General features: G+C 65.7%; 24 protein-coding genes and 1 pseudogene. 12 read left to right on the plus strand and 13 right to left on the minus strand.

Features of this window, described 5'->3' with window-relative positions:
* Window positions 1-15: 15 nt before the first annotated feature.
* Window positions 16-642, plus strand: a complete 627-nt coding sequence (locus tag ASE52_RS01040; protein WP_057223106.1) for a flavodoxin family protein — start codon at window positions 16-18, stop codon at window positions 640-642.
* A 196-nt stretch (window positions 643-838) separates the two neighbouring features.
* Here ASE52_RS01040 and ASE52_RS01045 read toward each other — a convergent pair whose 3' ends face one another.
* From ASE52_RS01045 to ASE52_RS01055, 3 genes are all read right to left on the minus strand, one after another.
* Complete coding sequence (locus ASE52_RS01045) at window positions 839-1,168, minus strand: hypothetical protein (RefSeq protein WP_057223107.1); 330 nt, start codon at window positions 1,166-1,168, stop codon at window positions 839-841.
* A gap of 67 nt (window positions 1,169-1,235) precedes the next feature.
* Window positions 1,236-2,219 (minus strand): FHA domain-containing protein, encoded by a 984-nt coding sequence (locus ASE52_RS01050; RefSeq protein ID WP_057223109.1) that lies wholly within the window; start codon window positions 2,217-2,219, stop codon window positions 1,236-1,238.
* The gene (locus ASE52_RS01055; protein ID WP_057223112.1) at window positions 2,216-3,646 is read right to left on the minus strand and encodes a serine protease; all 1,431 of its coding nucleotides are present in this window, start codon (window positions 3,644-3,646) and stop codon (window positions 2,216-2,218) included. The genes ASE52_RS01050 and ASE52_RS01055 overlap by 4 nt, the downstream gene beginning before the upstream one ends.
* Before the next feature lie 108 nt (window positions 3,647-3,754).
* On the opposite strand from ASE52_RS01055, the gene ASE52_RS01060 reads away from it, so the two are divergent.
* The gene (locus ASE52_RS01060) at window positions 3,755-4,696 is read left to right on the plus strand and encodes a M14 family metallocarboxypeptidase (RefSeq protein WP_057223114.1); all 942 of its coding nucleotides are present in this window, start codon (window positions 3,755-3,757) and stop codon (window positions 4,694-4,696) included.
* Between the two features lie 55 nt (window positions 4,697-4,751).
* Here the strand turns inward: ASE52_RS01060 and ASE52_RS01065 are convergent, their stop codons facing one another.
* The 4 genes from ASE52_RS01065 to ASE52_RS01075 all read right to left on the minus strand — a co-directional run bounded on the left by ASE52_RS01065 (window position 4,752) and on the right by ASE52_RS01075 (window position 8,103).
* Window positions 4,752-5,069 (minus strand): hypothetical protein, encoded by a 318-nt coding sequence (locus ASE52_RS01065; RefSeq protein ID WP_082606721.1) that lies wholly within the window; start codon window positions 5,067-5,069, stop codon window positions 4,752-4,754.
* A 238-nt stretch (window positions 5,070-5,307) separates the two neighbouring features.
* Complete coding sequence (locus ASE52_RS01070; RefSeq protein ID WP_082606797.1) at window positions 5,308-5,517, minus strand: hypothetical protein; 210 nt, start codon at window positions 5,515-5,517, stop codon at window positions 5,308-5,310.
* 32 nt (window positions 5,518-5,549) lie between these two features.
* Window positions 5,550-5,963: a hypothetical protein gene (locus ASE52_RS24850; RefSeq protein ID WP_081474575.1), complete on the minus strand. Its 414-nt coding sequence runs from the start codon at window positions 5,961-5,963 to the stop codon at window positions 5,550-5,552.
* Window positions 5,964-6,267: 304 nt separating this feature from the next.
* Window positions 6,268-8,103 (minus strand): glutamine--tRNA ligase/YqeY domain fusion protein, encoded by a 1,836-nt coding sequence (locus tag ASE52_RS01075; protein WP_057223117.1) that lies wholly within the window; start codon window positions 8,101-8,103, stop codon window positions 6,268-6,270.
* 172 nt (window positions 8,104-8,275) lie between these two features.
* Between ASE52_RS01075 and ASE52_RS01080 the strand changes: the two genes are divergently transcribed.
* The 6 genes from ASE52_RS01080 to ASE52_RS01105 all read left to right on the plus strand — a co-directional run bounded on the left by ASE52_RS01080 (window position 8,276) and on the right by ASE52_RS01105 (window position 12,519).
* Window positions 8,276-8,626, plus strand: coding sequence for a hypothetical protein (locus tag ASE52_RS01080; RefSeq protein ID WP_010460370.1), 351 nt, complete (start codon window positions 8,276-8,278; stop codon window positions 8,624-8,626).
* Between the two features lie 217 nt (window positions 8,627-8,843).
* On the plus strand, window positions 8,844-9,320 hold the full coding sequence (gene aroQ / locus ASE52_RS01085; RefSeq protein ID WP_010460374.1) for a type II 3-dehydroquinate dehydratase: 477 nt from the start codon (window positions 8,844-8,846) through the stop codon (window positions 9,318-9,320).
* Window positions 9,321-9,358: 38 nt separating this feature from the next.
* The gene (gene arfB / locus ASE52_RS01090) at window positions 9,359-9,775 is read left to right on the plus strand and encodes an alternative ribosome rescue aminoacyl-tRNA hydrolase ArfB (protein ID WP_057223118.1); all 417 of its coding nucleotides are present in this window, start codon (window positions 9,359-9,361) and stop codon (window positions 9,773-9,775) included.
* 144 nt (window positions 9,776-9,919) lie between these two features.
* Window positions 9,920-10,762: a class III extradiol ring-cleavage dioxygenase gene (locus tag ASE52_RS01095; protein WP_057223119.1), complete on the plus strand. Its 843-nt coding sequence runs from the start codon at window positions 9,920-9,922 to the stop codon at window positions 10,760-10,762.
* 38 nt (window positions 10,763-10,800) lie between these two features.
* On the plus strand, window positions 10,801-11,472 hold the full coding sequence (locus tag ASE52_RS01100) for a dienelactone hydrolase family protein (RefSeq protein WP_010460380.1): 672 nt from the start codon (window positions 10,801-10,803) through the stop codon (window positions 11,470-11,472).
* A 147-nt stretch (window positions 11,473-11,619) separates the two neighbouring features.
* On the plus strand, window positions 11,620-12,519 hold the full coding sequence (locus ASE52_RS01105; protein ID WP_057223121.1) for a DUF3014 domain-containing protein: 900 nt from the start codon (window positions 11,620-11,622) through the stop codon (window positions 12,517-12,519).
* A gap of 37 nt (window positions 12,520-12,556) precedes the next feature.
* Here ASE52_RS01105 and ASE52_RS01110 read toward each other — a convergent pair whose 3' ends face one another.
* The gene (locus ASE52_RS01110; protein ID WP_057223122.1) at window positions 12,557-13,804 is read right to left on the minus strand and encodes an MFS transporter; all 1,248 of its coding nucleotides are present in this window, start codon (window positions 13,802-13,804) and stop codon (window positions 12,557-12,559) included.
* 74 nt (window positions 13,805-13,878) lie between these two features.
* Here ASE52_RS01110 and ASE52_RS01115 point away from each other — a divergent pair, with 74 nt between their 5' ends.
* The gene (locus tag ASE52_RS01115) at window positions 13,879-14,892 is read left to right on the plus strand and encodes an AraC family transcriptional regulator (RefSeq protein WP_057223123.1); all 1,014 of its coding nucleotides are present in this window, start codon (window positions 13,879-13,881) and stop codon (window positions 14,890-14,892) included.
* 46 nt (window positions 14,893-14,938) lie between these two features.
* Here ASE52_RS01115 and ASE52_RS01120 read toward each other — a convergent pair whose 3' ends face one another.
* Window positions 14,939-15,406, minus strand: coding sequence for an Lrp/AsnC family transcriptional regulator (locus ASE52_RS01120; RefSeq protein ID WP_057223124.1), 468 nt, complete (start codon window positions 15,404-15,406; stop codon window positions 14,939-14,941).
* A gap of 101 nt (window positions 15,407-15,507) precedes the next feature.
* On the opposite strand from ASE52_RS01120, the gene mdeB reads away from it, so the two are divergent.
* The 3 genes from mdeB to ASE52_RS01135 all read left to right on the plus strand — a co-directional run bounded on the left by mdeB (window position 15,508) and on the right by ASE52_RS01135 (window position 19,090).
* Entirely contained in the window at window positions 15,508-18,180 is a 2,673-nt protein-coding gene (gene mdeB / locus ASE52_RS01125) for an alpha-ketoglutarate dehydrogenase (protein WP_057223125.1), read from the plus strand.
* A 107-nt stretch (window positions 18,181-18,287) separates the two neighbouring features.
* Window positions 18,288-18,734, plus strand: a complete 447-nt coding sequence (locus tag ASE52_RS01130) for a GNAT family N-acetyltransferase (RefSeq protein ID WP_158004134.1) — start codon at window positions 18,288-18,290, stop codon at window positions 18,732-18,734.
* A gap of 122 nt (window positions 18,735-18,856) precedes the next feature.
* Window positions 18,857-19,090, plus strand: a complete 234-nt coding sequence (locus ASE52_RS01135) for a hypothetical protein (protein WP_029413571.1) — start codon at window positions 18,857-18,859, stop codon at window positions 19,088-19,090.
* 97 nt (window positions 19,091-19,187) lie between these two features.
* Here ASE52_RS01135 and ASE52_RS26110 read toward each other — a convergent pair.
* The 4 genes and pseudogenes from ASE52_RS26110 to ASE52_RS01150 all read right to left on the minus strand — a co-directional run.
* Window positions 19,188-19,456: pseudogene (locus ASE52_RS26110) on the minus strand (DSD1 family PLP-dependent enzyme); the annotation flags it as partial.
* 31 nt (window positions 19,457-19,487) lie between these two features.
* Window positions 19,488-20,462: a threo-3-hydroxy-L-aspartate ammonia-lyase gene (locus tag ASE52_RS01140; RefSeq protein ID WP_057223127.1), complete on the minus strand. Its 975-nt coding sequence runs from the start codon at window positions 20,460-20,462 to the stop codon at window positions 19,488-19,490.
* Window positions 20,459-20,674, minus strand: coding sequence for a hypothetical protein (locus tag ASE52_RS26450; protein WP_057223129.1), 216 nt, complete (start codon window positions 20,672-20,674; stop codon window positions 20,459-20,461). Before ASE52_RS26450 ends, ASE52_RS01140 begins: the two co-directional genes overlap by 4 nt.
* Entirely contained in the window at window positions 20,664-21,362 is a 699-nt protein-coding gene (locus ASE52_RS01150; RefSeq protein ID WP_241776890.1) for a PAS domain-containing protein, read from the minus strand. Before ASE52_RS01150 ends, ASE52_RS26450 begins: the two co-directional genes overlap by 11 nt.
* Between the last annotated feature and the right edge of the window lie 150 nt (window positions 21,363-21,512).

The raw sequence follows: 21,512 nt of genomic DNA on the forward strand, positions 1-21,512 counted from the left end.
CCTATGAGCTCAAGCATGAACATGACCACGCCCACTCCCCAAACCACCCGCACCCACGGTGTGCGCATCGCCATCGTCTTTCACAGCGGCTACGGCCACACGGCGCGGCAGGCCCAGGCCGTGAAAGAAGGCGTGGCTCAGGTCGAGGGCACCGAGCCCCTCCTGATGACGGTGGAGGAAGCGCCTTCACGATGGAATGACCTGGCATCTGCCGACGCCATCATCTTCGGCGCGCCCACCTATGTCGCCAGCGCCTCGGCGCAGTTCAAGGCCTTCCAGGAAGCGACGTCCAACGTGGTTATGGCCAAGGGCCTCGGCTGGAAGGACAAGATCGCCGCAGGCTTCACCAACTCTGGCTCGCGCTCGGGGGACAAGCTTTCCACCCTGATGCAGATGGCCCTGTTTGCCGCGCAGCACGGCATGCACTGGGTGAACCTGGCACTGCCCCCGGGCAACTGCTCGTCCGCTGGGTCGGAAGAAGACCTGAACCGCCTCGGCTTCTGGCTGGGCGCCGCGGCGCAGTCGAACACCGACCAGGGCGCCGATGTGGTGCCGCCGGAGGCAGACCTGGCCACGGCGCGGCACCTGGGGGAACGCGTGGCCCACACCACGCTGCAGTTTGTGCGGGGGCGTGTGCACTGAGGCTGGCGGTGTGTGGCCTTCTGTGCTGGCCGCGGAAGGGCACTGCCGGACGCCGCCCGCGAAGCCCAGGGCCGACGAATTTGAATGAAATTGGCCACCAGCGCTTGATAGATAAGCGCTGGCAGCTATCAAAAGTAGAGTGCGCCCGATTCGAAGAAGAAGGAAGTTCGTCCACCGGAGCGTGAGAACATCGGGCTCAGGCCTGCCACACCCCAAACCCCGCCGACCGCAGGTCGATGCCAATCTCGATCTCCCGGTCCACTGCGTCCTCGTAGCTCATCGGGTTGAAGCCTTCATACAGGTCGGGCAGCAGGCGCAGGCCGTATTGCGTCACGAACCGGTTGGCCTGAATGCCCGCCTTGTGCTTGTCAAACCGCACGTCCGGGTCCAGGCCCGTCATGCCCACGTACACGCAGGGCTTGCCCTCGATGTAGCTCGGGTTGCACCGGCGAAAGCGCGGCTCCAGCAGCACGTCTTTGGAGAGTTCGACCACGTAGACGTGGTGATGGAGCTTGCGGCGGCGCATGGGCGAATTAGGTAGACGTTGATGGGGGAACTGCGGCGGATCGTTCTGCGCGCTGCTGTTTAGCTACTTATTCGTCATCGTCCGCATGCCCGTCGTCGCGCAGGCGGCGGTCGAGTTTGCCGCGCAGCGACTCGGTTTCTTGCAGAAACTGCTCCACCGGCACAGCAGGGGCCACGCGCAGGCTGGGCGGGAACAGGCTGCTCATGTACAGCGCGTCCGACAGGCGCATGCGGTTGAGCCACTGCGCACCCAGCCAGGCCGGCACGCCCAACGCAACCACGGCCACCACCGTCCAGGCCAGGCCCACACGGCGGCGCGGCAGCACGGCGGCCAAGTGGGCATACAGCCCCCCGGCCAGCACCAGAACCATCAGCAGGTAGGCCAGGTGCGCCAGCGTCTCCCAAGAGAAGGTGAAAGCGGCAAAGTGGCTCACCAGCTGCACCGCATCGGCCACCAAGTACATCGTGCAGGCAATGCGCACATGGCGCCAGAACTGCAAGTGCCCGGCAAACACCTTGTTGGCCACCGCCCACACGCCCGACCAGACGCCCAGGAACAACAGCAGGCTTAGCAGCACGCCGGGCAGCGACTTGAGGTACTTGGACGCGTCGCGTGCCTCCAGCCATGACGACCCCAGCGCCACAGCCATCACCAGGGCCACCAGAGCGGCTGTGGAGGCCACCGTGCGCCATGGAAACTGCGGCAGGGCCTGTTCGTCGGCAATGGGCGTGTCGGCCAGGCGCAGCGCAATGTGGGTGCGGCCCAGGTCGATCGGTGTGCCGTCCGGCCAGTCGAAGCGTTCGCCTTTGCCATGGTGCTTGCGCTGCAGGCGCGCGCCGTTGCGGGTCTCCAGCACCTCCACCTGCACTATGCGGGGGCCGTCTGCCGCGCGGTCGATGCGCAGGTGGGTGGGCGCCACAAACGGGTCGTCCAGCACCAGGTCGCAGTCGAGCCCCCGGCCCACCGTCACGGGCCAGCGCGTGATGGGTGCGCGTGCCAGCAGCGCGCCATGGCGGTCAAAGGCTTCTATCAGTCCGAGGGTCGGCATCATGGTGCGGCCTCCCAGCGAAACGCCTGCAGGTAGTGGTTGGCCAGCTTCATGCCGTTGTCGAAAGCGATGCCTTGCACGTCCAGGCGGCCCAGAACGCCTTGTGTGGGCTGGTTGACCGAAGCGGCCAGGATGGTCATGTTGTACAGGCCGGGTAGCTTGCGGTAGGCCGACAGGCAGACCACCGCCCGCAGTGGCAGGCTGCCGGGGTCTACGTAGCGTTCACTGCACTCGGCCGCCGTCTGGTGGCGGTTGCCGCGTTTTGGCAACTGCTCGTTGGCAAAGCTCTGCGAAAACACCCGGGCAAACCGCACAGCGCCCAGCGTGGGGGCGTTGTAGGCCTCGTAGGCCAGGCGCACCGCGCCGGTGTTGAAATCACCGGCCACCACATCGCTGTCGGCCTGGCACTGCGTGCGCTCCAGGTTCAGGCCCGGAAAGCCCGGGTCGCGCCCCGAGCCCCAGCACCTTGCGAGCGCATCGTCGGGCACCGGCACGCGGTAGTTGCCGTGGCGCTGCTCCCGAAACGGCGCCTTCAAAAACCGATCCGTCAGCAGCTGCTGGTGCCCCATCAACTGCTTGGTCATCTCGCCGTACGCGGGTTGGGTGATGGGCTCTGCATTGGCGGCGCGCTGCACCAGCGCCTGCGCGAACTCGGCAGGGATCAAAAAGCTCACCTGTTCACCATCCAGCCGCTTGGCCACGTTGACACCCAGCACCCGCCCCGCATCGTCCACCGCCGGGCCACCGCTCATGCCGGGGTTGAGCGTGCCGCCAAAAAAGATGCGCGGGTAAAAACTGCGCTTGACCAGCCCGTTGTAGGTGCCCTCGGTCACGGCAAAACCAATGTCCAGCGGGTTGCCCAGCGAGTAGATGCGCTCGCCCTGTGCCAGGGCTTCGGGGGCAGGCCGAAAGCTCAGCACTGGCGCTGCGGCCGTGCGGCCCTTCGCGCGCAGCACGGCCAGGTCGCGCTGCACGTCAAACGCCAGCAGCTCGACCTCGCCCTCCAGCCCCTCCATCGTCACGTACACGCCCCGGTAACGCTCGGGCTCCAGCGCCAGCTGGCTGGCCACATGGAAGTTGGTGACGATCAGGCCATCGGCAGAGACAAAAAATCCCGAGCCAATCGACGCCTGGGTGTCTGCATTGCGCAGCAGCGTGCGGATCTGCACCAGCTTGTCGCGCGACAGCTCGTAAATGCGCCGCGCATCGCGCGAGAGAAGGGCCGCGTCGGCCGCTGTGGGCGCGGCGGCGGCTGCGGCGCCCCCCGGTGTGGGTGCTGTTCTATCCACAGGGGCACTGCCCGCTGGGCGGGTGACCGGGGTGTTGGCAGCAGCGGGTTGTGAGGCGGACTGCGCGTGGGCCAGTGCGCAGAGCAGTAAAAGCAGCGACGAGGTTGCCAGCCGCAAGGGCCGAATCAAAGGGAAGGGCATCGCGGTATTCTATGAACGCCCTGCGACAAGCCTTTTGACGTTGTCCGTACAGTCGGCTCCGTCTGCCATTGGTTCTACCATTCACCAGCCACGCCATCCCACGCACCCATGCAACCCACCCACACCTATCCCATCGGCACGCCCGGCCAACCCTGGGGCGCTGCAGAACGCGACCAGTGGCGCGCACGCCAAGTGCGCCAGCGCAGCTACGCCGACGACGTGCTCACGGCCATCGAGGCGCTGCGGGGCCGGTTTGATGTGGAGATGTATGGCGGCGTGATTTATGCCGACGCCCAGCACCCGGCAGAGCGCTTTCCCCTGCGGGCTCTGCGCAGCCGCGATTGGCAGTCCGGCCTGCCCACCGTGCTGGTGACCGGGGGAGTGCACGGCTACGAAACCAGTGGCGTGCACGGCGCACTGCGGTTTGTGGATGCACAGGCCGAGCGCTTTGCAGGCCGGGCCAACCTGCTGGTGGTGCCGTGTGTGAGCCCCTGGGCCTACGAGCGTTTTCAGCGCTGGAACTTTGATGCCATCGACCCCAACCGGTCGTTCCGCGACGGCTCGCCCGCGCAGGAGTCCGCCGCCCTCATGCGCCTGCTGGCACCGCTGCACGGCCAATTTTCCGCCCACATCGACCTGCACGAAACCACCAACACCGACGAATCCGAATACCGCCCTGCCGTCGCCGCGCGCGACGGCAAGGTGTTCGAGCCCGGCAGCATCCCCGACGGCTTCTACCTGGTGGACGACACCGACAACCCCCAGCCCGCCTTTCAGCGGGCCATCATCGAGGCCGTCAGCCGGGTGACGCACATCGCGCCTGCGGATGAGAAGAACGAGATCATTGGCTCGCCCGTCGTGGCGCCGGGTGTCATCCGATACGCGATGAAGCAGATGGGCCTGTGCGCGGGCATCAGCGGCGCCCGCTACACCACCACGACCGAGGTCTACCCGGACAGCCCCCGCGCCACGCCCGAGCAGTGCATTGAGGCGCAGGTGGCGGCGGTGTGTGCGGCGGTGGAGTTTTTGCTGGCCGACGCGCAGCGCTGAGGGTTGTGGCCCCCAGCGGCACGGCTTCGTATTTTTGGTGCTTTCTTAGCGCACGTTACCCAGCGCTTCCCAAAGCACCCAGCAACCGGGCGCTGACCTCGGCCTCATCCAGCGCCGCGAACGCCATGTTGTGCTGTTCCGTCAGCGGCCCATGGCCCGGCTCCATGCGGCCTGCGGCGTCGTAGCCCATGGCCTTGAACTTCCACACCCCGCCGACCAGCTTGAGCGAGCCCACATGCGCGCCACCGGCAGTGTGGACTGACACCACGCCAGCGTTGACGGGCGCCAGCTGCAACGGCCCTGCCACCGGGCCGGGCGGCACATGGGCGAAGGTGGGGGTGAATGTGGGTGGCAGGGGTGGGGTAGGGAGCATGGCGGTGTTTGTATTGCAAATGGCTTAGCGCTTGCTGCGCGGTAGCTCGCCCCATGTACGGCGTGTAGCGTGTTGTGGATGCTTTGCCGGCCGATACCAAGCTCAGCGCTGCACCCCATGGGAGACCAAGGGGCGGTTAGCATGAATCATGCAACTGGCCTCTAGCGCCTATCTGTCTCTTGCGGCCAAGTGTAGGCGGTGGCTACTGGCTGATGCCGGGCCGCAGGCTGGGCCGCTCTCAATCCTTGAGGCTCACCCCCAGGTTGTCCAGTTTTTTTGCATACGAGTCCCTGCGTTTTACGGCATTTGCAGCCGTTTCCGTAGCGGCTTGGGCTGCCTTGGTACCCTTGTTCGCAGCAGCTTTGATCAATCCGAGCTTGTGAGCGGCATCTGCCTGCGCCCGCTTCAAAATGGCGATGAGTTCAGCATGGGCAACGGATGAATTCACAGGGACTCCCATATCTATCAGCGTCACCACCCTTAGAGTGTGACGTTGGTGCGAAGCAAGGCTGTTCTCAATTCGCGAGTAGCAGGTTTTGCAATATCAACCTTTTGAACAGCCAGATCGAACGGTGAGCCCGGCCTGATGCTGGTTGGCAATATCTTTTTTGCTGGATTCTTGGCAGGGTACGTGCCCTGACCTGGACACATGCGAACGGAAAACCCGAATTCTTCGAGCGCACCTTTCGCATACAACTCTGCCAATTGTTGAAACGTCACGAAGGTTGAGCGTTTAACGTCTTTGAATCCTGGCTGGCTGACGTCACGAACGATCTCGAATTTACCAAGTGAGTCTCGCTGTGTATCGGTGAACGGATGCAGTAAGAAAGTCTGACGAACTCCGTTTTTTTTTGACACCAGGGTGTGCTCGACGGCGATATCGGTTAGCAGCATATTGTTTTCCTAGCTTTTCAAGCTGCAGCTTACACAGCAGCATCATTCGCCATTCCACCCATAGTCGCATACCGTGTTTTCAAACCAAGCCACTGGGGGGGCTGGTGCCCCTTGAGATGCGAAGTGCTGACACGGGAAAACCTCACCCGGAGGGCGGGGACTTTCACTGGGCGACAGCAAATGACAGATCCATATTGCACGGTGACCGACCGCTTGAATCCGCGGTCGAAAGCTGTCATCAGTCCAAAAGAAAACGGCCAGCAAATATATAAATCTGCTGGCCTTCTTTTCAATCAGGAGGTAATCACTTCCCCCACGAATCCTTCAGCCCCACCGCCAAGTTAAACACCGGCTTCCCCGCCGCATGATCCACCCGGTCCGCCACAAAGTACCCGTGCCGCTCAAACTGAAACTTATCGTCCCGCTTCGCATTGGCCAATGACGGCTCCACGATGGCCGTCACCACCTTCAGGCTGTTCGGGTTCAGGCTTTCAATGAAGTCCTTGCCGCCCGCATCAGGCTGGGCTTCCAGGAACAAACGGTCGTACATGCGCACTTCGGCGTTCACGCCGTCGGCCACGCCCACCCAGGTGATGGCGGCTTTCACCTTCACGCTGTCGGCGCCGGGGGTGCCGCTCTTGGTGTCGGGCACCACGGTGGCCAGCACTTCGGTGATATTTCCATCCGCATCTTTAGTGCAGCCGGTGCATTCGATGACGTAGCCGCCCTTCAGGCGCACCTTGTTGCCGGGGAACAGGCGCTTGTAGCCCTTGGGGGGCACTTCTTCGAAGTCTTCGCGCTCGATCCACACCTCTTTGCCAATGGTGAAGTGGCGGGTGGGCGATTCGACGCCTTCCGGTGGGTGGGGCAGGGCGGGCAGGGTGCAGGGCTCCAGGTGGCCGGCACCCATGACCTCATCCCAGTTGGTGAGCACCAGCTTGACGGGGTTGAGCACGGCCATGCCACGGTAGGCCTTGAGCTCCAGATCTTCGCGCAGGCAGCCTTCCAGGGTGCTGTAGTCGATCCAGCTGTCGCTCTTGGTCACGCCGATGCGGTCGGCAAACACCTGCAGCGATTCGGGCGTGTAGCCCCGGCGGCGCAGGCCGACGATGGTTGGCATGCGGGGGTCGTCCCAGCCGCTGACCTTGTGGTCGTACACCAGCTGGGCGAGCTTGCGTTTGCTGGTGATGACGTAGGTGAGGTTCAGGCGCGCAAACTCGTACTGGCGGGGGGGCGGGCTGGCCAGCAGGCCACCTTCGGTCAAGCGCTCCAGCAGCCAGTCGTAGAAGGGGCGCTGGTCTTCAAATTCGAGCGTGCACAGGCTGTGGGTGATCTGCTCCAGCGCGTCTTCGATGGGGTGCGCGTAGGTGTACATCGGGTAGATGCACCAGGTGTCGCCGGTGTTGTGGTGTGTTGCGCGGCGGATGCGGTAGATGGCCGGGTCGCGCATGTTGATGTTGGGGCTGGCCATGTCGATCTTGGCGCGCAGCACCATCGATCCGTCTTCATGCTGGCCGTCGCGCATTTCACGAAAGCGGGCGAGGTTTTCGGCCGGAGTGCGGGTGCGGAAGGGGCTGTCCACGCCAGGCTTGCCAAAGTCGCCCCGGTTGGCGCGCATTTGTTCCACGGTTTGCTCGTCCACATAGGCGTGGCCGGCTTCGATCAGCGCTTCGGCGGCGCGGTACATGAAGTCGAAGTAGTCGCTGGCCTGGTAGGGGGCCGCATCGGGGCTGCCGTTCCAGTCATAACCCAGCCATTTCACCGCGTCGATGATGCTGTTGACGTATTCGGTGTCTTCTTTTTCGGGGTTAGTGTCGTCAAAGCGCAGGTGGCACACGCCGCCGTAGTCGCGCGCCAGGCCGAAGTTGATGCAGATGCTCTTGGCATGGCCGATGTGCAGGTAGCCATTGGGCTCGGGCGGGAAACGGGTGCGGATCTTGGCGGGGTCAGGCTCGCCCTGGGCATGGTGGGCGGCGTCGCCGGGGGCGCCGGCCCAGCGGCGGGTGGTGTAGGTGCCTTTTTCCAGGTCACTTTCGATGATCTGGCGCAGAAAATTGCTGGTCTTGGCAGCTTCTGGGGCTGCCGAAGGGGGAGCGCCGGGGGTGTTGGCGGCTGTGTTGGCGGGGTTTTGGGTGCTCATTGGGCCATTTTAGGCGCCGGTTTCGTGATGGTTTACGCATAGAAACGGGCGCGTATACGTCCAGACACAACGTAAAGACGATTTTGTGCCATCCTTTTGCCTACTTGGTGCGTTATGTACCGGTGAGGTGAGTCCATTTGGCTGGCTGCCCTCGCTCAAACAGGAGATTTCCATGACGAAAACCCGTTCTATCTATGCCTTGGCTGCTTCGGCTGGTGTGGCGCTGGCATTGCTGGCCGGCACGGGCGCAGCCCAAGCCCGCGACGTAAATTGGTCGGTGGGCATTGGCGTGCCTGGTGTGGTGGTGGGGGCCAGCAATGGCTACTACGCACCCGCACCCACCTATTACGCGCCTCCACCACCCGTGTACTACGCGCCTCCCCGGCCTGTGTATTACGCGCCCGCCCCAGCGTACTACGCGCCCCCGCCGGTGGTTTATTACGGTGATCGCGGGTACCGCCACCACCGTCACCATGACCACGGCCATCGCGGCCATGGCCACAACGGCCATTGGGACCGCTGATCGGCGGCTGGCCCGCGGGCCAGTCTGTTGATCATTTGTAACCAACCTCTTGGGCGCCAGTCGCTCACAGGCAGCGTCTTTGCACAGGCTGCCTTTTACAGCGGCCCTTCGGGGCCGTTTTTCTTTGGGTGCGCGCTTTTGGGCTGCGCACGGGGCGCCGCATAATCCCGCACTCTGGCCTGCCAGCGTGGCAGGCGCAACGCCCTCGGAGTGCTGCATGTCTGTGAAGAAGAAAACCGTTTTTGTCTTGAATGGCCCCAACCTGAACCTGCTGGGCACCCGCGAACCCGCCGTGTATGGGGCAGCGACGTTGGCCGATGTTGAAAAGCTGTGCGCGGACGCCTGCGAGCGCCATGGTTTTGCGCTGCGCTTTCACCAAAGCAACCACGAAGGCGCACTGGTGGACTGGATTCACGAGGCCGGCCGCCTGCACGCGGCGGGGGAGCTGGCAGGCGTAGTGATCAATGCCGGGGCCTACACCCACACCAGCATTGCATTGCACGATGCCACCAAGGGCACGGGCATCACGCTGATTGAGTTGCATATCAGCAACGTGCATGCGCGCGAGGCGTTCCGCCACCATTCCTACATGGCGGCAGCCGCCAAGGCGGTGATGTGTGGCTTTGGCGTGCTGGGCTACGGCTTGGCGATTGACGGCCTGGCGCAGTTGCTGGCCCAGCAGCCCGCGGCCTGACGCCGCGCAGGCAAGGGGACAAATAGATCAATAGATATATGGCCTCCCCATTGCCCCTGCAGGTGTCTGAGGACGAGGTAGAAATCACCGCCATGCGCGCCCAGGGTGCGGGCGGGCAGAACGTCAACAAGGTATCTAGCGCGGTGCACCTGCGTTTTGACGTGGCCGCATCGTCGCTGGCCGAGGACGTGAAGGAGCGCCTGCTGGCCCTGCGCGATACCCGCATCACGCAAGAGGGGGTGGTGGTCATCAAGGCTCAGCAGTACCGCAGCCAGGACCAGAACCGCACCGATGCGCTGGAGCGCCTGAATGCGCTGGTCAACACCGTCGCCGTGCCGCCCCGCGTGCGGCGTGCCACCAAGCCCACCTATGGCTCCAAGCAACGGCGGCTTGCGGGCAAGACCCAGCGCAGCGAGACCAAGGCGCTGCGGGGCAGGGTGCGCGACGGGTCTTGAACGGGGGAGGCGGTGCAGCGGGCATCTGCACGGCCCTCGTCAAGGGTGCATTGGCATCACCCGTAGAACAATCTGTCCGACCTGCAGGGCTTGGTATCGGGGGGCATCGGTCCTACATTCATTGCATTCACGGATGGAATTGCCATGTCTGCCTCTGCCCAAGCCCCTACCTCTGCCCCTGCTGTTGTTCCCGCGCTGTTTGTTTCGCACGGCGCGCCGCTGTTCGCCATCGATGCCGGCACCACCGGCCCGGCGCTCACGCAGTGGGGCGAAGGCCTGCGCGCGCAATACCCCGGTCTGCGCGGCGTGGTCATCATGTCGCCGCACTGGATGGCGCGCTCTCCACAGGTCATGACGGGGCCGCAGCCTGCCACCTGGCACGACTTTGGCGGCTTTCCCCCGGCGCTGTACCAGTTGCAATACCCAGCCCCTGGCTCGCCCACATTGGCGCAAGAGGTGCTGGGCCTGCTGCAGGCCGCGGGTGTGGCCGCACAGGGCGATGCCGCGCGCCCCTTTGACCATGGCGCCTGGGTGCCGCTGATGCATTTGTTCCCACAGGCCGATGTGCCCGTGGTGCAGGTGGCGCTGCCCGTGGGGGCGGGCCCGGCGGAGGTCTACGCGCTGGGCGCCGCCTTGCGCAGCCTGCGCAGCCAGGGCGTGCTGGTGGTGGGCTCGGGCAGCATGACGCACAACCTGGCCGAGTTTTTTGGCGGCGAGCGCGAGCCCGCATCCTATGTGCTGGAGTTCAGCCGCTGGATCGAGGATGCGCTGGCGCGTGGCGACATGGCCGCGCTGCTCAACTACCGCAGCCAGGCGCCGCATGCCAGCCGCGCGCACCCGACCGAAGACCATTTCTTGCCCATTTTCTTCGCGCTGGGCGCGGCGGGCGACGACCTGTACGCAAACTACTTGAGCCGCGAGGTGATGTACAGCATGCTGTCGATGGATGCTTTTGCCCTGGAGCCTGTCGCAGGACGGGTGGGTTAAGTAAAATTTTTAGCTAAAACTGCCACTGGCGCTTGTCTATGCTCAATCTACCGCTCACATTTTTGCAGCGCCCCGCTGCTTCCACCACCCCCCGCCCCTGGCTGCTGGTGCTGATGCACGGCGTGGGCAGCAACGAGCAGGACCTGTTCAGCCTGGCGCCGCAGATCCCCGAGCGTTTTCATGTGCTGAGCCTGCGCGCGCCGTTTCGCATGGGGCCAGGCGCGCATGCGTGGTTTGACTTCTCCATTGAGCCGGGAGGCGAACGCACGATCAATGAAGAGCAGGAAGCGCAAAGCCGCGCCCTGGTGGCACAGGCGGTCGAATCTGCCACCGAGCAGCTGGGCATTCCGCCCGAGCGTGTGGTGGTGGGCGGCTTCAGCCAGGGCGGCATCATGGCGCTGTCGCTCCTGCTGACCCGGCCCGCGCTGATGCAGGCCGCGCTGGTGTGGCACAGCCGCCTGCTGCAGCAGGTGGTGCCGCTCACCGCGCCTGCGGACGCGCTGCGCGGCAAGCAGCTGTGGCTTAGCCACGGCACGCATGACAACGTGATCCCGTTGGCCCACGCGCAGGCCATTGCGCACCACATGGCACCGCTGCCGGTCACGGTGGCGTACCACGAGTTCCCCAGCGCGCACGAGATCCGGCCGTCTGAACTGGCGGCCACGGTAGCGTGGCTGGAGTCGCTGTCGACGACACCCACGGCGTTTTAAGCGCTGGTTTCGGCGCGCGGTCTACATCGCGTTACCTGGGCGGTATCACCCAGGTTTCCAATCCAGCACATCCCCAAACGGGATTGCATGGAACGCCTGGCACCGCAGCCGCTCGGACAAGGGTTGTTCTTGCTGAAAGGAGACCCGATGCCCGATCAAGAGACTGCCGAGTTCCGCCCCGTGCCAGAGCGCACGTCCTCCACCCCCTGGGTTTTTGCCGCCGTGCTGGCCTGCGCGGTGGCCGCCGGGGCTGCCTGGTGGTTCTGGCTGCGACCGGGGCAGCAACCCCCAGCGCCCCCTCCGGTCGTGGTGGCCCCTAGTGCGCCCGCAGCCCCACCGCCCATGCCCGAAGCCTCGGGGCCCCAGAACCCTGTCGATGCGCTGGCCCCGGCAGATGCCGCGTTGCCCGCGCTGGCTGCATCCGACAAGCGGGTGACAGAGCTGCTGGCCGAGCTGCTGGGCCGCGACAAGCTCACTGCGTTTTTGTTGACCGATGGTTTTGTCCGCCGCGTGGTGGCCACCGTGGACAACCTGGGCCGCGCCCAGGCCCCGTCGCGCATGTGGCCGGTGCAGCCCATGCCGCAGCGGTTTGTGGTGAATGGCGAGGGCGATGCCCCCACCACGATGGCCGCCACCAATTCAGCCCGTTACAGCGCTTTTTTGACCTTTGCCGAGGCTGTGCCATTGGAGCCCGCCGTGGCTTTGTATGCGCGGCTGTACCCACTGTTCCAGCAGGCGTATGAAGAGCTGGGCTACCCCAAGCGCTACTTCAACGACCGCCTGGTGGCCGTGCTGGACCACCTGCTGCTGGCGCCAGAACCCCAGGGCCTGCTGCGCGTGAAGCTCACGCCCGTCAACACCGACGTGCCCAATCTTCGCCCCTGGGTGCGGTATGAGTTTGTGGACCCCACGCTCGAATCGCTCTCCAGCGGGCAGAAGATCCTGGTGCGCATGGGGCCTGCCAACGAAGCGCGGGCCAAGGCGTTGATCCGTGATCTGCGCAAGCGCGTGGCAACCAGCGAGATTTCACGCAAACCTGGGCAGTGAGGGCGTTGGTCCCGCTGCCTGGGTTTTGGTGGGCCGATCAAGCGGATGCTGGGCGTGGCCCGTGCCGCAGGGTCAGCAGGGTGCCCAGTGTGAGTGCTGCCAGTGCAAACGCCGGCCCGCCCAGGGCGCCCACATGGTCCACCATCAGGCCGCCGAAAATGGCGCCGCTGGCGATGGCGATCTGGAAGGCTGCCACCAGCAGCCCGCCCGCGCCCTCGGCCTGGTCGGGCGCGGCGCGCACGATCCAGGTCTGGAAGCCCACGGGGAAGGCGCCGAAGGCAAAGCCCCACAGCGTGACGGCCACGGCCGTGATGGCGGCCGACTGCCCGGCCACCAACAGGGTGGCGGCGAGCACGGCGATGACGGCGCCACCGGCCACGATGGCCTGGCGCTCGCTGCGCCCGGCGATCCAGCCGCCCACGAAGTTGCCGAAGAAGCCCCCCACGCCATAACCCAGCAGCACGGCCGTGATGGTGGCCACCGACAGGTGGGTGACCTGCTCCATCAGCGGGCGGATGTAGGTGAAGCCCGCGAAGTGGCCTGAGATGACCAGCAGCACCGCCAGCAGCGCCACGCGCACGGGCGGGCGGCGCAGCAGCTCGCCCAGCACCTTGAGGTTGGGGTTGTCGCGCGGGGGCAGGGCGGGCAAGGCCACCAGCTGCACGGCCAGCGTGATCAGGCTGATGCCTCCGGCCGCGATGAAGGCGCTGCGCCAGCCCCACAGGTCGCCCATCCAGGCGCCGATGGGCGCCGCGCAGACGGTGGCCACCGACACCCCGGTGAGGATGAAGGACATGGCCCGCGCAAACAGCGACGCGGGCACCAGCCGCATGGCCAGCGCCGCCGACATGGACCAGAAGCCGCCCAGCGCCACGCCCAACAGCACCCGTGCCGCCAGCAGCGTGATCATGCTGCCGGCCAGGGCCGACATCAGGTTGGACAGCACCAGTAGCAGCGTGAAGGCGATCATCACCAGCCGCCGGTCGATGCGTCGCGTGAGCAGCGGCAGCGACGGGGCGGCCACGGCGGCCACCAGCGCCGTCACGGTGACGGCCTGGCCGGCGGCCCCATCGCTCACGCGCAGGTCGCTGGCCATGGCGGTGAGCAGGCTGGCGGGCAGGAACTCGGCCGTGACCAGGCCGAACACCCCCAGGGCCATGGAGGCCACGGCGGCCCAGCGTGCCTCGGTGGGCTCGGGGGTGGAGTGCGGGGCGGGCGTGGCCTCGTCAACGACGGCACCGGTGGGCGCATCAAGGCAGGCGGAGCAGGAGGGAGAGGAGGACACGAGAAAGGCCTTGGGATGGATGGAAAGCCATCGTAGGGATAAGATGGCGGCGTTTCCATGCCCTAAAAGCCGAAATGCTTGACTTTTTATCCAAGCCATTCAACCAGGTGCCTCAGCAGCCGTTCGCGGACCCGCCGGACCTGCTGACCCAGATCCTGCTCGGCCTGCGCCTGGATGGCGTGGAGTATGGCCGCTGCGTGCTGCACCCGCCATGGGCCATTGCCTTCCCGGCGCAGCGCTCGGCGCGCTTTCACTTCGTGGGCCATGGCGGCGCCTGGCTGCGCACGCCGGGTACCGACTGGCAGCGCCTGAACCCGGGCGATGCGGTGCTGCTGCCGCACGGCAGCTTCCACGTGCTAGCCAGCTCGCCCGACGTGCCGCCGGTGGACATCGACTCGCTGGCGCGCAAGGCCGTGTCTGAAAACATCTACCTGGTGGACGGCCGCGATGCCGGCCGCGCACCCCTGGGGGCCCCGGTCGCGCCGCCCCCGCCGTTGGCGCCCGACGTGCTCTTTAGCGGCGCACTGCGCTTCAACCTCGACCCGCTGCACCCGCTGATGGCCATGATGCCTGCCGTGATGATGGCCGGCGATCTGGCGCGGCGCGACACCACCGTGCCCGTGCTGCTCGACGCTATGGAGCGCGAGGTGGCGCAGGACCGCATGGGCGCCTGCGCCATCCTGGCGCGCCTGGCCGATGCACTGGCGGCCAGCATCATCCGCGCCTGGGTGGAATGCAGCTGTAACAGCCCCACAGGCTGGATCGCTGCGGTGCGCTGCCCGCGCATCGGCAAGGTGATCGCCGCCATCCACGCCGAGCCCGAGCGCGACTGGAACGTGCCGCTGCTGGCCGACCTGATGGGCGCTTCGCGGTCGAGCTTTTCGGAATCATTCACCCGCACCATGGGCGAGAGCCCGGCCCGCTACGTGGCCAAGGTGAAGATGTCGCAGGCCCGTCGCTGGATTGGACGCGACGGCATGCGCGTGGCCGTGGCGGCCAACCGGCTGGGCTATGAGTCCGAAGCCTCGTTCAGCCGCGCGTACAAAAGGATCATCGGCCAGCCGCCCAGCACGGCGCGTGCGGAGTGATGGGTGATGGATGATGAACGAGCAGCAGGGCGCTGGAGCGTGACCGCTATGCCCGGGGCAGCGGCAGCGCAGTCTTGTAGCGCACCTGCTTGAGCGCAAAGCTCGAGCGGATTTTTTCCACGCCAGGCATGGGCGCGAGCTGCTCCACGATAAAGCGCTCCAGCGCCGAGATATCGGTCACCGCCACGCGGATCAGGTAGTCGCTGTCGCCGCTCATCAGGTAGCACTCCATCACCTCGTCGTGCTCCGCAATGCGGTGCTCGAAATCGGCCAGCGCCTCCTTGCTCTGGGCCTTCAGGCTGATGCTGATGAACACATTGAGCCCCAGCCCCAGCGCCGCCGCGTTGGCCAGCGCCACATAGCGGCTGATGACGCCTGCGGCCTCCAGCGCCTTCACCCGGGCCAGGCATGGCGAGGGCGACAGGTGCACGCGCCGCGCCAGCTCCACGTTCGACAGCGAGCCGTCGGTTTGCAGTTCGGCCAGGATGCGCAGGTCCATGGTGTCAAGTTTCATGTGCTGCAGTTTATGTTTTTTGCGGCACAAGCTGCTGCAAAAAGGCGCCACCAATCGTAAAACAGCAACTCATACGGGCGGGCGATGACTACAGTGCTTGCATGAACGCGCTCACACCCCACAACCTGCTGCTGGCGCCCGGCGCCGCCCCCGACATCGACCCCGAAGAAACCGCCGAGTGGCGCGATGCCTTCCTGGCGCTGGTTGCCACCGAAGGCCCCGAGCGGGCGCGTCACATGCTGCAAGAACTGGTGCGCATGGCACGCGCACAGCGCATCGGCTGGCAGCCCGACCTGAACACGCCTTATGTCAACACCGTGGCCGTGCAGGATCAGCCCGTGTTCCCGGGCGACCTGGCGGTGGAAGAGCGGGTGGCCTCCATCGTGCGCTGGAACGCTCTGGCCATGGTGGTGCGTGCCAACCAGGCCTATGGAGAGCTGGGCGGCCACATCGCCAGCTACGCCAGCGCGGCCGACCTGTTCGAGAGTGGCTTCAACCACTTCTTCCGCGCCCGCGAAGGCGTTGGCGAGGGGCAGCACCGGGGCGACCTGGTGTTCTTCCAGCCGCACAGCGCGCCGGGCGTGTATGCGCGGGCGTTCCTGGAAGGCCGCCTGTCCGAGCAGGACCTGATGCACTACCGCCAGGAGCTCAGCGCGCCGGGCGCAGGTGCGCAGGGCCTGTCGAGCTACCCGCACCCCTGGCTGATGCCGGACTTCTGGCAGTTTCCCACCGGGTCCATGGGCATCGGTCCCATCAGCAGCATTTATCACGCGCGCTTCATGCGCTACCTCACGCACCGCAACCTGCTCGACTGCTCGGCGCGCAAGGTCTGGGGCGTGTTCGGTGATGGCGAGATGGACGAGCCCGAGAGCATGAGCGCGCTGACCCTGGCCGCGCGCGAGGGCCTGGACAACCTGGTGTGGGTGGTCAACTGCAACCTGCAGCGCCTGGACGGTCCGGTGCGTGGCAATGGCCGCATCATCGACGAGCTGGAGCGGCTGTTCGCCGGCGCGGGCTGGAACGTGGTCAAGCTGGTCTGGGGCAGCGACTGGGACGGCCTGTTCGCCCGCGACCTGACCGGTGCGCTGGTGCGCACCCTCGAAGGCACGGTGGACGGCCAGATGCAGACCTTTGCCGCCAAGGACGGGCGCTTCAACCGCGACAACTTCTTCGGCCAGAACCCCGAGCTCGCGGCCCTGGCCCAGGGCATGACGGACGAGCAGATTGATCGCCTCAAGCGCGGTGGGCACGACCTGGTGAAGATCCACGCCGCGTATGCCGCGGCCGCGCGCCACCAGGGGCAGCCCACCGTGATCCTGGCGCACACCAAGAAGGGCTACGGCATGGGCACGGCCGGCCAGGGCAAGATGACCACGCACAGCCAGAAGAAGCTCGATGAAACGGACCTCGTCGAGTTCCGCAACCGCTTCAACCTGCCGCTCACCGACGAGCAGGCCACGAGCCTCGCGTTCTTCAAGCCCGCCGAAGACAGCCCCGAGATGCGCTACCTGCGCAGCCACCGCCAGAACCTGGGCGGCTACCTGCCGCGCCGCGACACCACCTGCGAGACGCTGCCCGTGCCCGCCATCGAAAGCTACGCGCAGTTCGCGCTGCAGGCCGATGGCAAGGAGATGAGCACCACCATGGCCTTCGTGCGCATGCTGGGCAGTTTGCTCAAGGACGCCACGCTGGGCCCGCGCATCGTGCCCATCGTGGCCGACGAGGCGCGCACCTTCGGCATGGCCAACCTGTTCAAGCAGGTCGGCATCTACAGCAGCGTGGGCCAGCGCTATGCGCCCGAGGACATCGGCTCGGTGCTGAGCTACCGCGAAGCGCTGGACGGCCAGATCCTGGAAGAAGGCATCAGCGAGGCCGGCGCCATCGCCAGCTGGACGGCCGCGGCCACCAGCTACAGCGTGCACGGCCTGGCCATGCTGCCGTTCTACATCTACTACTCGATGTTCGGCTTTCAGCGCGTGGGCGATGCCATCTGGGCCGCCGCCGACCAGCGTGCGCGCGGCTTCCTGCTGGGCGCCACGTCGGGCCGCACCACGCTGGGCGGCGAGGGCCTGCAGCACCAGGACGGCAGCAGCCACCTGGTGGCAGCGACCATCCCCAACTGCAAGGCCTACGACCCCGCCTATGCGGGCGAGATGGCCGTCATCATCGACGCCGGCATGCGCGAGATGGTGACCGAGCAGCGCGACGTTTTCTACTACGTCACGCTGATGAACGAGAACTACGCACAGCCCGACCTGCCCGCCGGTGCGGCAGAAGGTGTGCTGCGCGGATGCTATGTTTTTAAGAGCTACTCACGATTGTCAGATAAGCGCGAGAGCACGATTTCATCAAAATCCGTCACTTTGATGGGCTCAGGCGCCATCCTGACTGAGGTGGTGAAGGCCGCCGAACTTCTGGCCGCCGAGGGCGTGGAGGTGACGGTGCTCAGCGTGACCAGCTGGAGCGAACTGGCACGCGATGGCGTGGCGTGCGAGCAGCGCGCCATCGCAGGAGAAGATAAGCCGGGTATCCCCTGGCTTGCAGCGCAACTGGCCGCCACAAGCGGACCGGTGATCGCTGCGACTGACTATGTGCGCGCCGTGCCCGAGACGGTGCGCGCCTTCGTGCCCGAGGGGCGCAAGTACCTGACGCTGGGGACGGATGGGTTCGGGCGCAGCGATACGCGGGCTGCGTTGCGGGCGTTCTTTGGGGTGGATGCGGATGCGGTGGTGCGGGCTGCGAAGTTTGCGATGGGGGCTGCGGCCGCCCGGTGAGCATGCAGGGCGCAAGCCTTTCGTCGGGATGATCGATGGCCGCATACGGGGCGGCCAGCGTGGTGCGCTACGCTTGCCTCCCCGTGTTTAGTTTGCCTTTGTTCCCTATGACCCAGCCCTTTGCCACTGTGGCCTTGACCGCCGAGAACATCGCCGGCTGTGCGGACTTGTACCTGGGCGTTTTCAACGCACCGCCCTGGAACGATGGATGGGAGCGTGCAACCGTGGTGGAGCGGCTCGCGGCATTCATGGCCTTTCCGGCTGCGCGTGGAATGGCCTTGCTGGTCGAGGAGGCTCCGGTCGCGATGGTGTTGGGATGGAAAGAGCGGTGGGTGAACGGATGGACGTTTCACATCAAGGAGATGTGCGTTGCCGGGCATATGCAGCGGCAAGGCGCTGGGTCTGCGCTGATGCGCGCGTTGGAGGATGTGTTGCGGCGCGACGAAGTCGTGAGCATGAACTTGCAGACCTTGGAGGAGGCGCCCGCGTTTGGGTTCTATGAGGGCTTGGGCTATCGCAAGGGGCGGGTGGTGATGCTGGGGAAGAGGCTGTAGTTTTTCCCGCGCTTGTGTGCATGTCATGGGCGCACGGTTTTGTGGCGCAGTCGGGGAACCCCCAGTGCCCGCGGGACATGAGCGTTCCTACACTGGTGTTGCAGCAACCGTTGGAGGGCACCATGGCAAACGTCACGTGGGACCACGATCCACCTACCACCTGGATAGCGACAGTGAGCGGGCAAGCCGTCTGCTTCGTCAAGCGCAAAGATATTGGCGGTTGGACAGCGGGCTGGACGGATGAGCGTTTGTGGCCGGCACCCTCCCATCTGCCGAAGGCCCTACCCCAGGCCACGCGGTTTTTCAGCAGCCTGGAAGAAGCCAAGCTGGCGGTGGAGCACGCGCTGTCGCCCTGAGCGTCGCCGTCCGGGCCAAGTTCTTTGGGGCTTCTGTCCCGTGGCGGTACTACCGCGCTGCGGCCCCGCCAGCACCTGCGGCAGTTTTGTGCGGCACCATCATGCCCACCGCATGGAGGATGTCTGTCACGCCGCCCGCAAAAAACCGCCCGGATTCTTTGGGTGTGGACACCGTGATGCACTGCGCACCCACCGCCACCTGGCGCGCGTCACGGCGGTGCATTTGGCGGTTTTGGCGTGCGCGCGAAACCGCAGGCCCAGTGCATTCATGGGTTGCTGAATGCGGGCGATGTTGCGCGGCATGCGCGGCAGCGCAATGAGGGCCGCAGGCGTGTCGGTGTCGGAGAGCGGGCTGTTTGTGTGCAGGGGCAGGTCCTGGCGGCAAGGCGGGCTCGGGTTAGACCGACACCAGCGCACTGAACCGAGCCAGGTCCACATTGCCGCCGCTGATGAGCACGCCCACCCGCTGGCCCTTGAGTTCATCGCGCATGGCCCGCGCGGCTGCAAAACCCAGGCAGCCAGTGGGTTCCACGATGAGCTTCATGCGTTCGGCAAAGAACCGCATGCCGTCCACCAGCTGTTCGTCCGTCACGGTCAGGATATCGTCCACATCGCGCCGGATGATGGGGAAGGTGATGTTGCCCAGGTGCTGGGTCTGCGCGCCGTCGGCAATCGTCTGCGGGGTGTCGATGTGCACGATGGCGCCGCTGCGAAACGACTGCTGGCCGTCGTTGCCTGCTGCGGGTTCCACGCCATACAGCTTGGTGTGGGGCGATAGCGCCCGCGTGGCCAGGGCCGAGCCCGACAGCAGGCCTCCGCCACCCAGGCAGACGAAGAAGGCATCCAGCGGGCCCACCTCCTCGAACAGCTCCTTGGCCGCCGTGCCCTGGCCAGTCAGCACGTCGGCATGGTCGTAGGGCGGGATCAGGGTAAGCCCATTGCGTTCGGCCAGGTCGCGCGTGATCTGCTCGCGGTCTTGCGTGTATCGGTCGTAGAAAACCACGTTGGCGCCGTAGCCTTGGGTGGCGGCCACCTTGGCGGCAGGCGCGTCTTGTGGCATCACGATGGTGGCAGGGATGCCCAGCTCGCGCGCGGCCAGCGCAATGCCCTGTGCGTGGTTGCCGGACGAGAAAGCGACCACGCCCGCCTTGCGCTGCGCCGCGTCAAATTGGGCCAGTGCGTTGAACGCACCCCGGAACTTGAAGGCACCCATGCGCTGCAGGTTCTCGCACTTGAAGAACACCTGTGCACCCCACTCGGCGTTGATGGTGCGCGAGGTGAGCACGGGCGTGCGGTGGGCGTGGCCTGCTATGCGGCCGGCAGCGGCCACCACGTCGTCGTAGGTAGGTAGAGCAGGAGGGGCAGTGGTCATGGGAAGGGGCCGGTGGGATGAAAAAGAGGGTGGAGGTCGCCCAGTTCGGTGCAGGGCTGGTTGGGCTCCCATTGCGCTTCGCCAATAGACCGAGACTGTGCGGCGTCATCCACGACCAGCCGGGTGCGGGGCAGCAGGCCGCTGATCTGGTGGGTGTCCTGCAGCAGAAGCTGGGCCTGCGTGCCGGGATGGGCAGGGCGACTACTTGGCATCGCCGTACACCGTGGCACGCGAGACACCCAAATGCTGCGCCACCACTTCCATCGCGCGGCGCACTTCCATGCAGCCCGAGTCCTTCAGCTCGCGCAGCAGGGCGCGCCGCTCTGCGGCCTTGAGCGCACGCGGTGCGGTGGACAGGCGCGCAGCAAACTGGTCGATGCGCTGGCGAATGGCATCGGCGCCCGCAGGGTCCAGCGACTCGCTGAGCCCGGTGTCTCCATCGATGGACGTGAACTGGCCCACCACGCTTTGCAGGCTGCGAAACAGGGTAAGGTCCACGTTGAGGCACAGCGCTGCGATGTAGTTGCCCGCTGTGTCCTTGATGCCCACAGACGTGCTCTTGGCCTGGCGGCCGTCGGCAAACTGGTTGGCATAGTTGGCAATGACCTGCGGGTAGTCGGGGTCGGCAATGCGCGCCAGGCCCAGCTCGGTGGTGGGGTCGCCCACGCCACGGCCCGACAGGTTGTTGTGGATGGCGAGGATGGAATGCTTGGGGTCCAGCAAGTCATGCACCACCACCTCGCAAAACGGGGCAAAGGTGGCGGCCAGGCCTTGGGCGACCTGTTCGATCTGGCTCAGCAGTGCGGCCTGCTCGGGAGTGCGCTTCGGAGCGCGGGTGGTGGGTGCACGCTGGGCTGCGCCTGCGGGCGGGGGCGGTCGATTGGACTTCTTGTCTGGCATTTCGACAATTTATCTAAAAATGGATAAATTGTCAAAATTTGGATAAATTGTCTAAATGATGTCTGATCTGGCTGCCGAGGTGGGCCCGTGCCGGGGGTTGCCGCACCTTGCCCGTGACCGCCAGCCCCACTGCGCGCCGGTGTCACGTGG

Origin of the sequence: Acidovorax sp. Root275 (genome assembly GCF_001428965.1) — a bacterium.
In the GTDB taxonomy this organism is placed as follows: Bacteria; Pseudomonadota; Gammaproteobacteria; order Burkholderiales; family Burkholderiaceae_C; genus Acidovorax; species Acidovorax radicis.

Excerpts from the sequence above, each read along its gene's own strand:
- ASE52_RS01040 (WP_057223106.1), top strand. The coding sequence starts at position 16 with ATGAACATGACCACGCCCACTCCCCAAACCACCCGCACCCACGGTGTG.
- ASE52_RS01045 (WP_057223107.1), bottom strand. The coding sequence starts at position 1,168 with ATGCGCCGCCGCAAGCTCCATCACCACGTCTACGTGGTCGAACTCTCC.
- ASE52_RS01050 (WP_057223109.1), bottom strand. The coding sequence starts at position 2,219 with ATGATGCCGACCCTCGGACTGATAGAAGCCTTTGACCGCCATGGCGCG.
- ASE52_RS01055 (WP_057223112.1), bottom strand. The coding sequence starts at position 3,646 with ATGCCCTTCCCTTTGATTCGGCCCTTGCGGCTGGCAACCTCGTCGCTG.
- ASE52_RS01060 (WP_057223114.1), top strand. The coding sequence starts at position 3,755 with ATGCAACCCACCCACACCTATCCCATCGGCACGCCCGGCCAACCCTGG.
- ASE52_RS01065 (WP_082606721.1), bottom strand. The coding sequence starts at position 5,069 with ATGCTCCCTACCCCACCCCTGCCACCCACATTCACCCCCACCTTCGCC.
- ASE52_RS24850 (WP_081474575.1), bottom strand. The coding sequence starts at position 5,963 with ATGCTGCTAACCGATATCGCCGTCGAGCACACCCTGGTGTCAAAAAAA.
- ASE52_RS01075 (WP_057223117.1), bottom strand. The coding sequence starts at position 8,103 with ATGAGCACCCAAAACCCCGCCAACACAGCCGCCAACACCCCCGGCGCT.
- ASE52_RS01080 (WP_010460370.1), top strand. The coding sequence starts at position 8,276 with ATGACGAAAACCCGTTCTATCTATGCCTTGGCTGCTTCGGCTGGTGTG.
- aroQ (WP_010460374.1), top strand. The coding sequence starts at position 8,844 with ATGTCTGTGAAGAAGAAAACCGTTTTTGTCTTGAATGGCCCCAACCTG.
- arfB (WP_057223118.1), top strand. The coding sequence starts at position 9,359 with ATGGCCTCCCCATTGCCCCTGCAGGTGTCTGAGGACGAGGTAGAAATC.
- ASE52_RS01095 (WP_057223119.1), top strand. The coding sequence starts at position 9,920 with ATGTCTGCCTCTGCCCAAGCCCCTACCTCTGCCCCTGCTGTTGTTCCC.
- ASE52_RS01100 (WP_010460380.1), top strand. The coding sequence starts at position 10,801 with ATGCTCAATCTACCGCTCACATTTTTGCAGCGCCCCGCTGCTTCCACC.
- ASE52_RS01105 (WP_057223121.1), top strand. The coding sequence starts at position 11,620 with ATGCCCGATCAAGAGACTGCCGAGTTCCGCCCCGTGCCAGAGCGCACG.
- ASE52_RS01115 (WP_057223123.1), top strand. The coding sequence starts at position 13,879 with ATGCTTGACTTTTTATCCAAGCCATTCAACCAGGTGCCTCAGCAGCCG.
- ASE52_RS01120 (WP_057223124.1), bottom strand. The coding sequence starts at position 15,406 with ATGAAACTTGACACCATGGACCTGCGCATCCTGGCCGAACTGCAAACC.
- mdeB (WP_057223125.1), top strand. The coding sequence starts at position 15,508 with ATGAACGCGCTCACACCCCACAACCTGCTGCTGGCGCCCGGCGCCGCC.
- ASE52_RS01130 (WP_158004134.1), top strand. The coding sequence starts at position 18,288 with ATGACCCAGCCCTTTGCCACTGTGGCCTTGACCGCCGAGAACATCGCC.
- ASE52_RS01135 (WP_029413571.1), top strand. The coding sequence starts at position 18,857 with ATGGCAAACGTCACGTGGGACCACGATCCACCTACCACCTGGATAGCG.
- ASE52_RS01140 (WP_057223127.1), bottom strand. The coding sequence starts at position 20,462 with ATGACCACTGCCCCTCCTGCTCTACCTACCTACGACGACGTGGTGGCC.
- ASE52_RS26450 (WP_057223129.1), bottom strand. The coding sequence starts at position 20,674 with ATGCCAAGTAGTCGCCCTGCCCATCCCGGCACGCAGGCCCAGCTTCTG.
- ASE52_RS01150 (WP_241776890.1), bottom strand. The coding sequence starts at position 21,362 with ATGCCAGACAAGAAGTCCAATCGACCGCCCCCGCCCGCAGGCGCAGCC.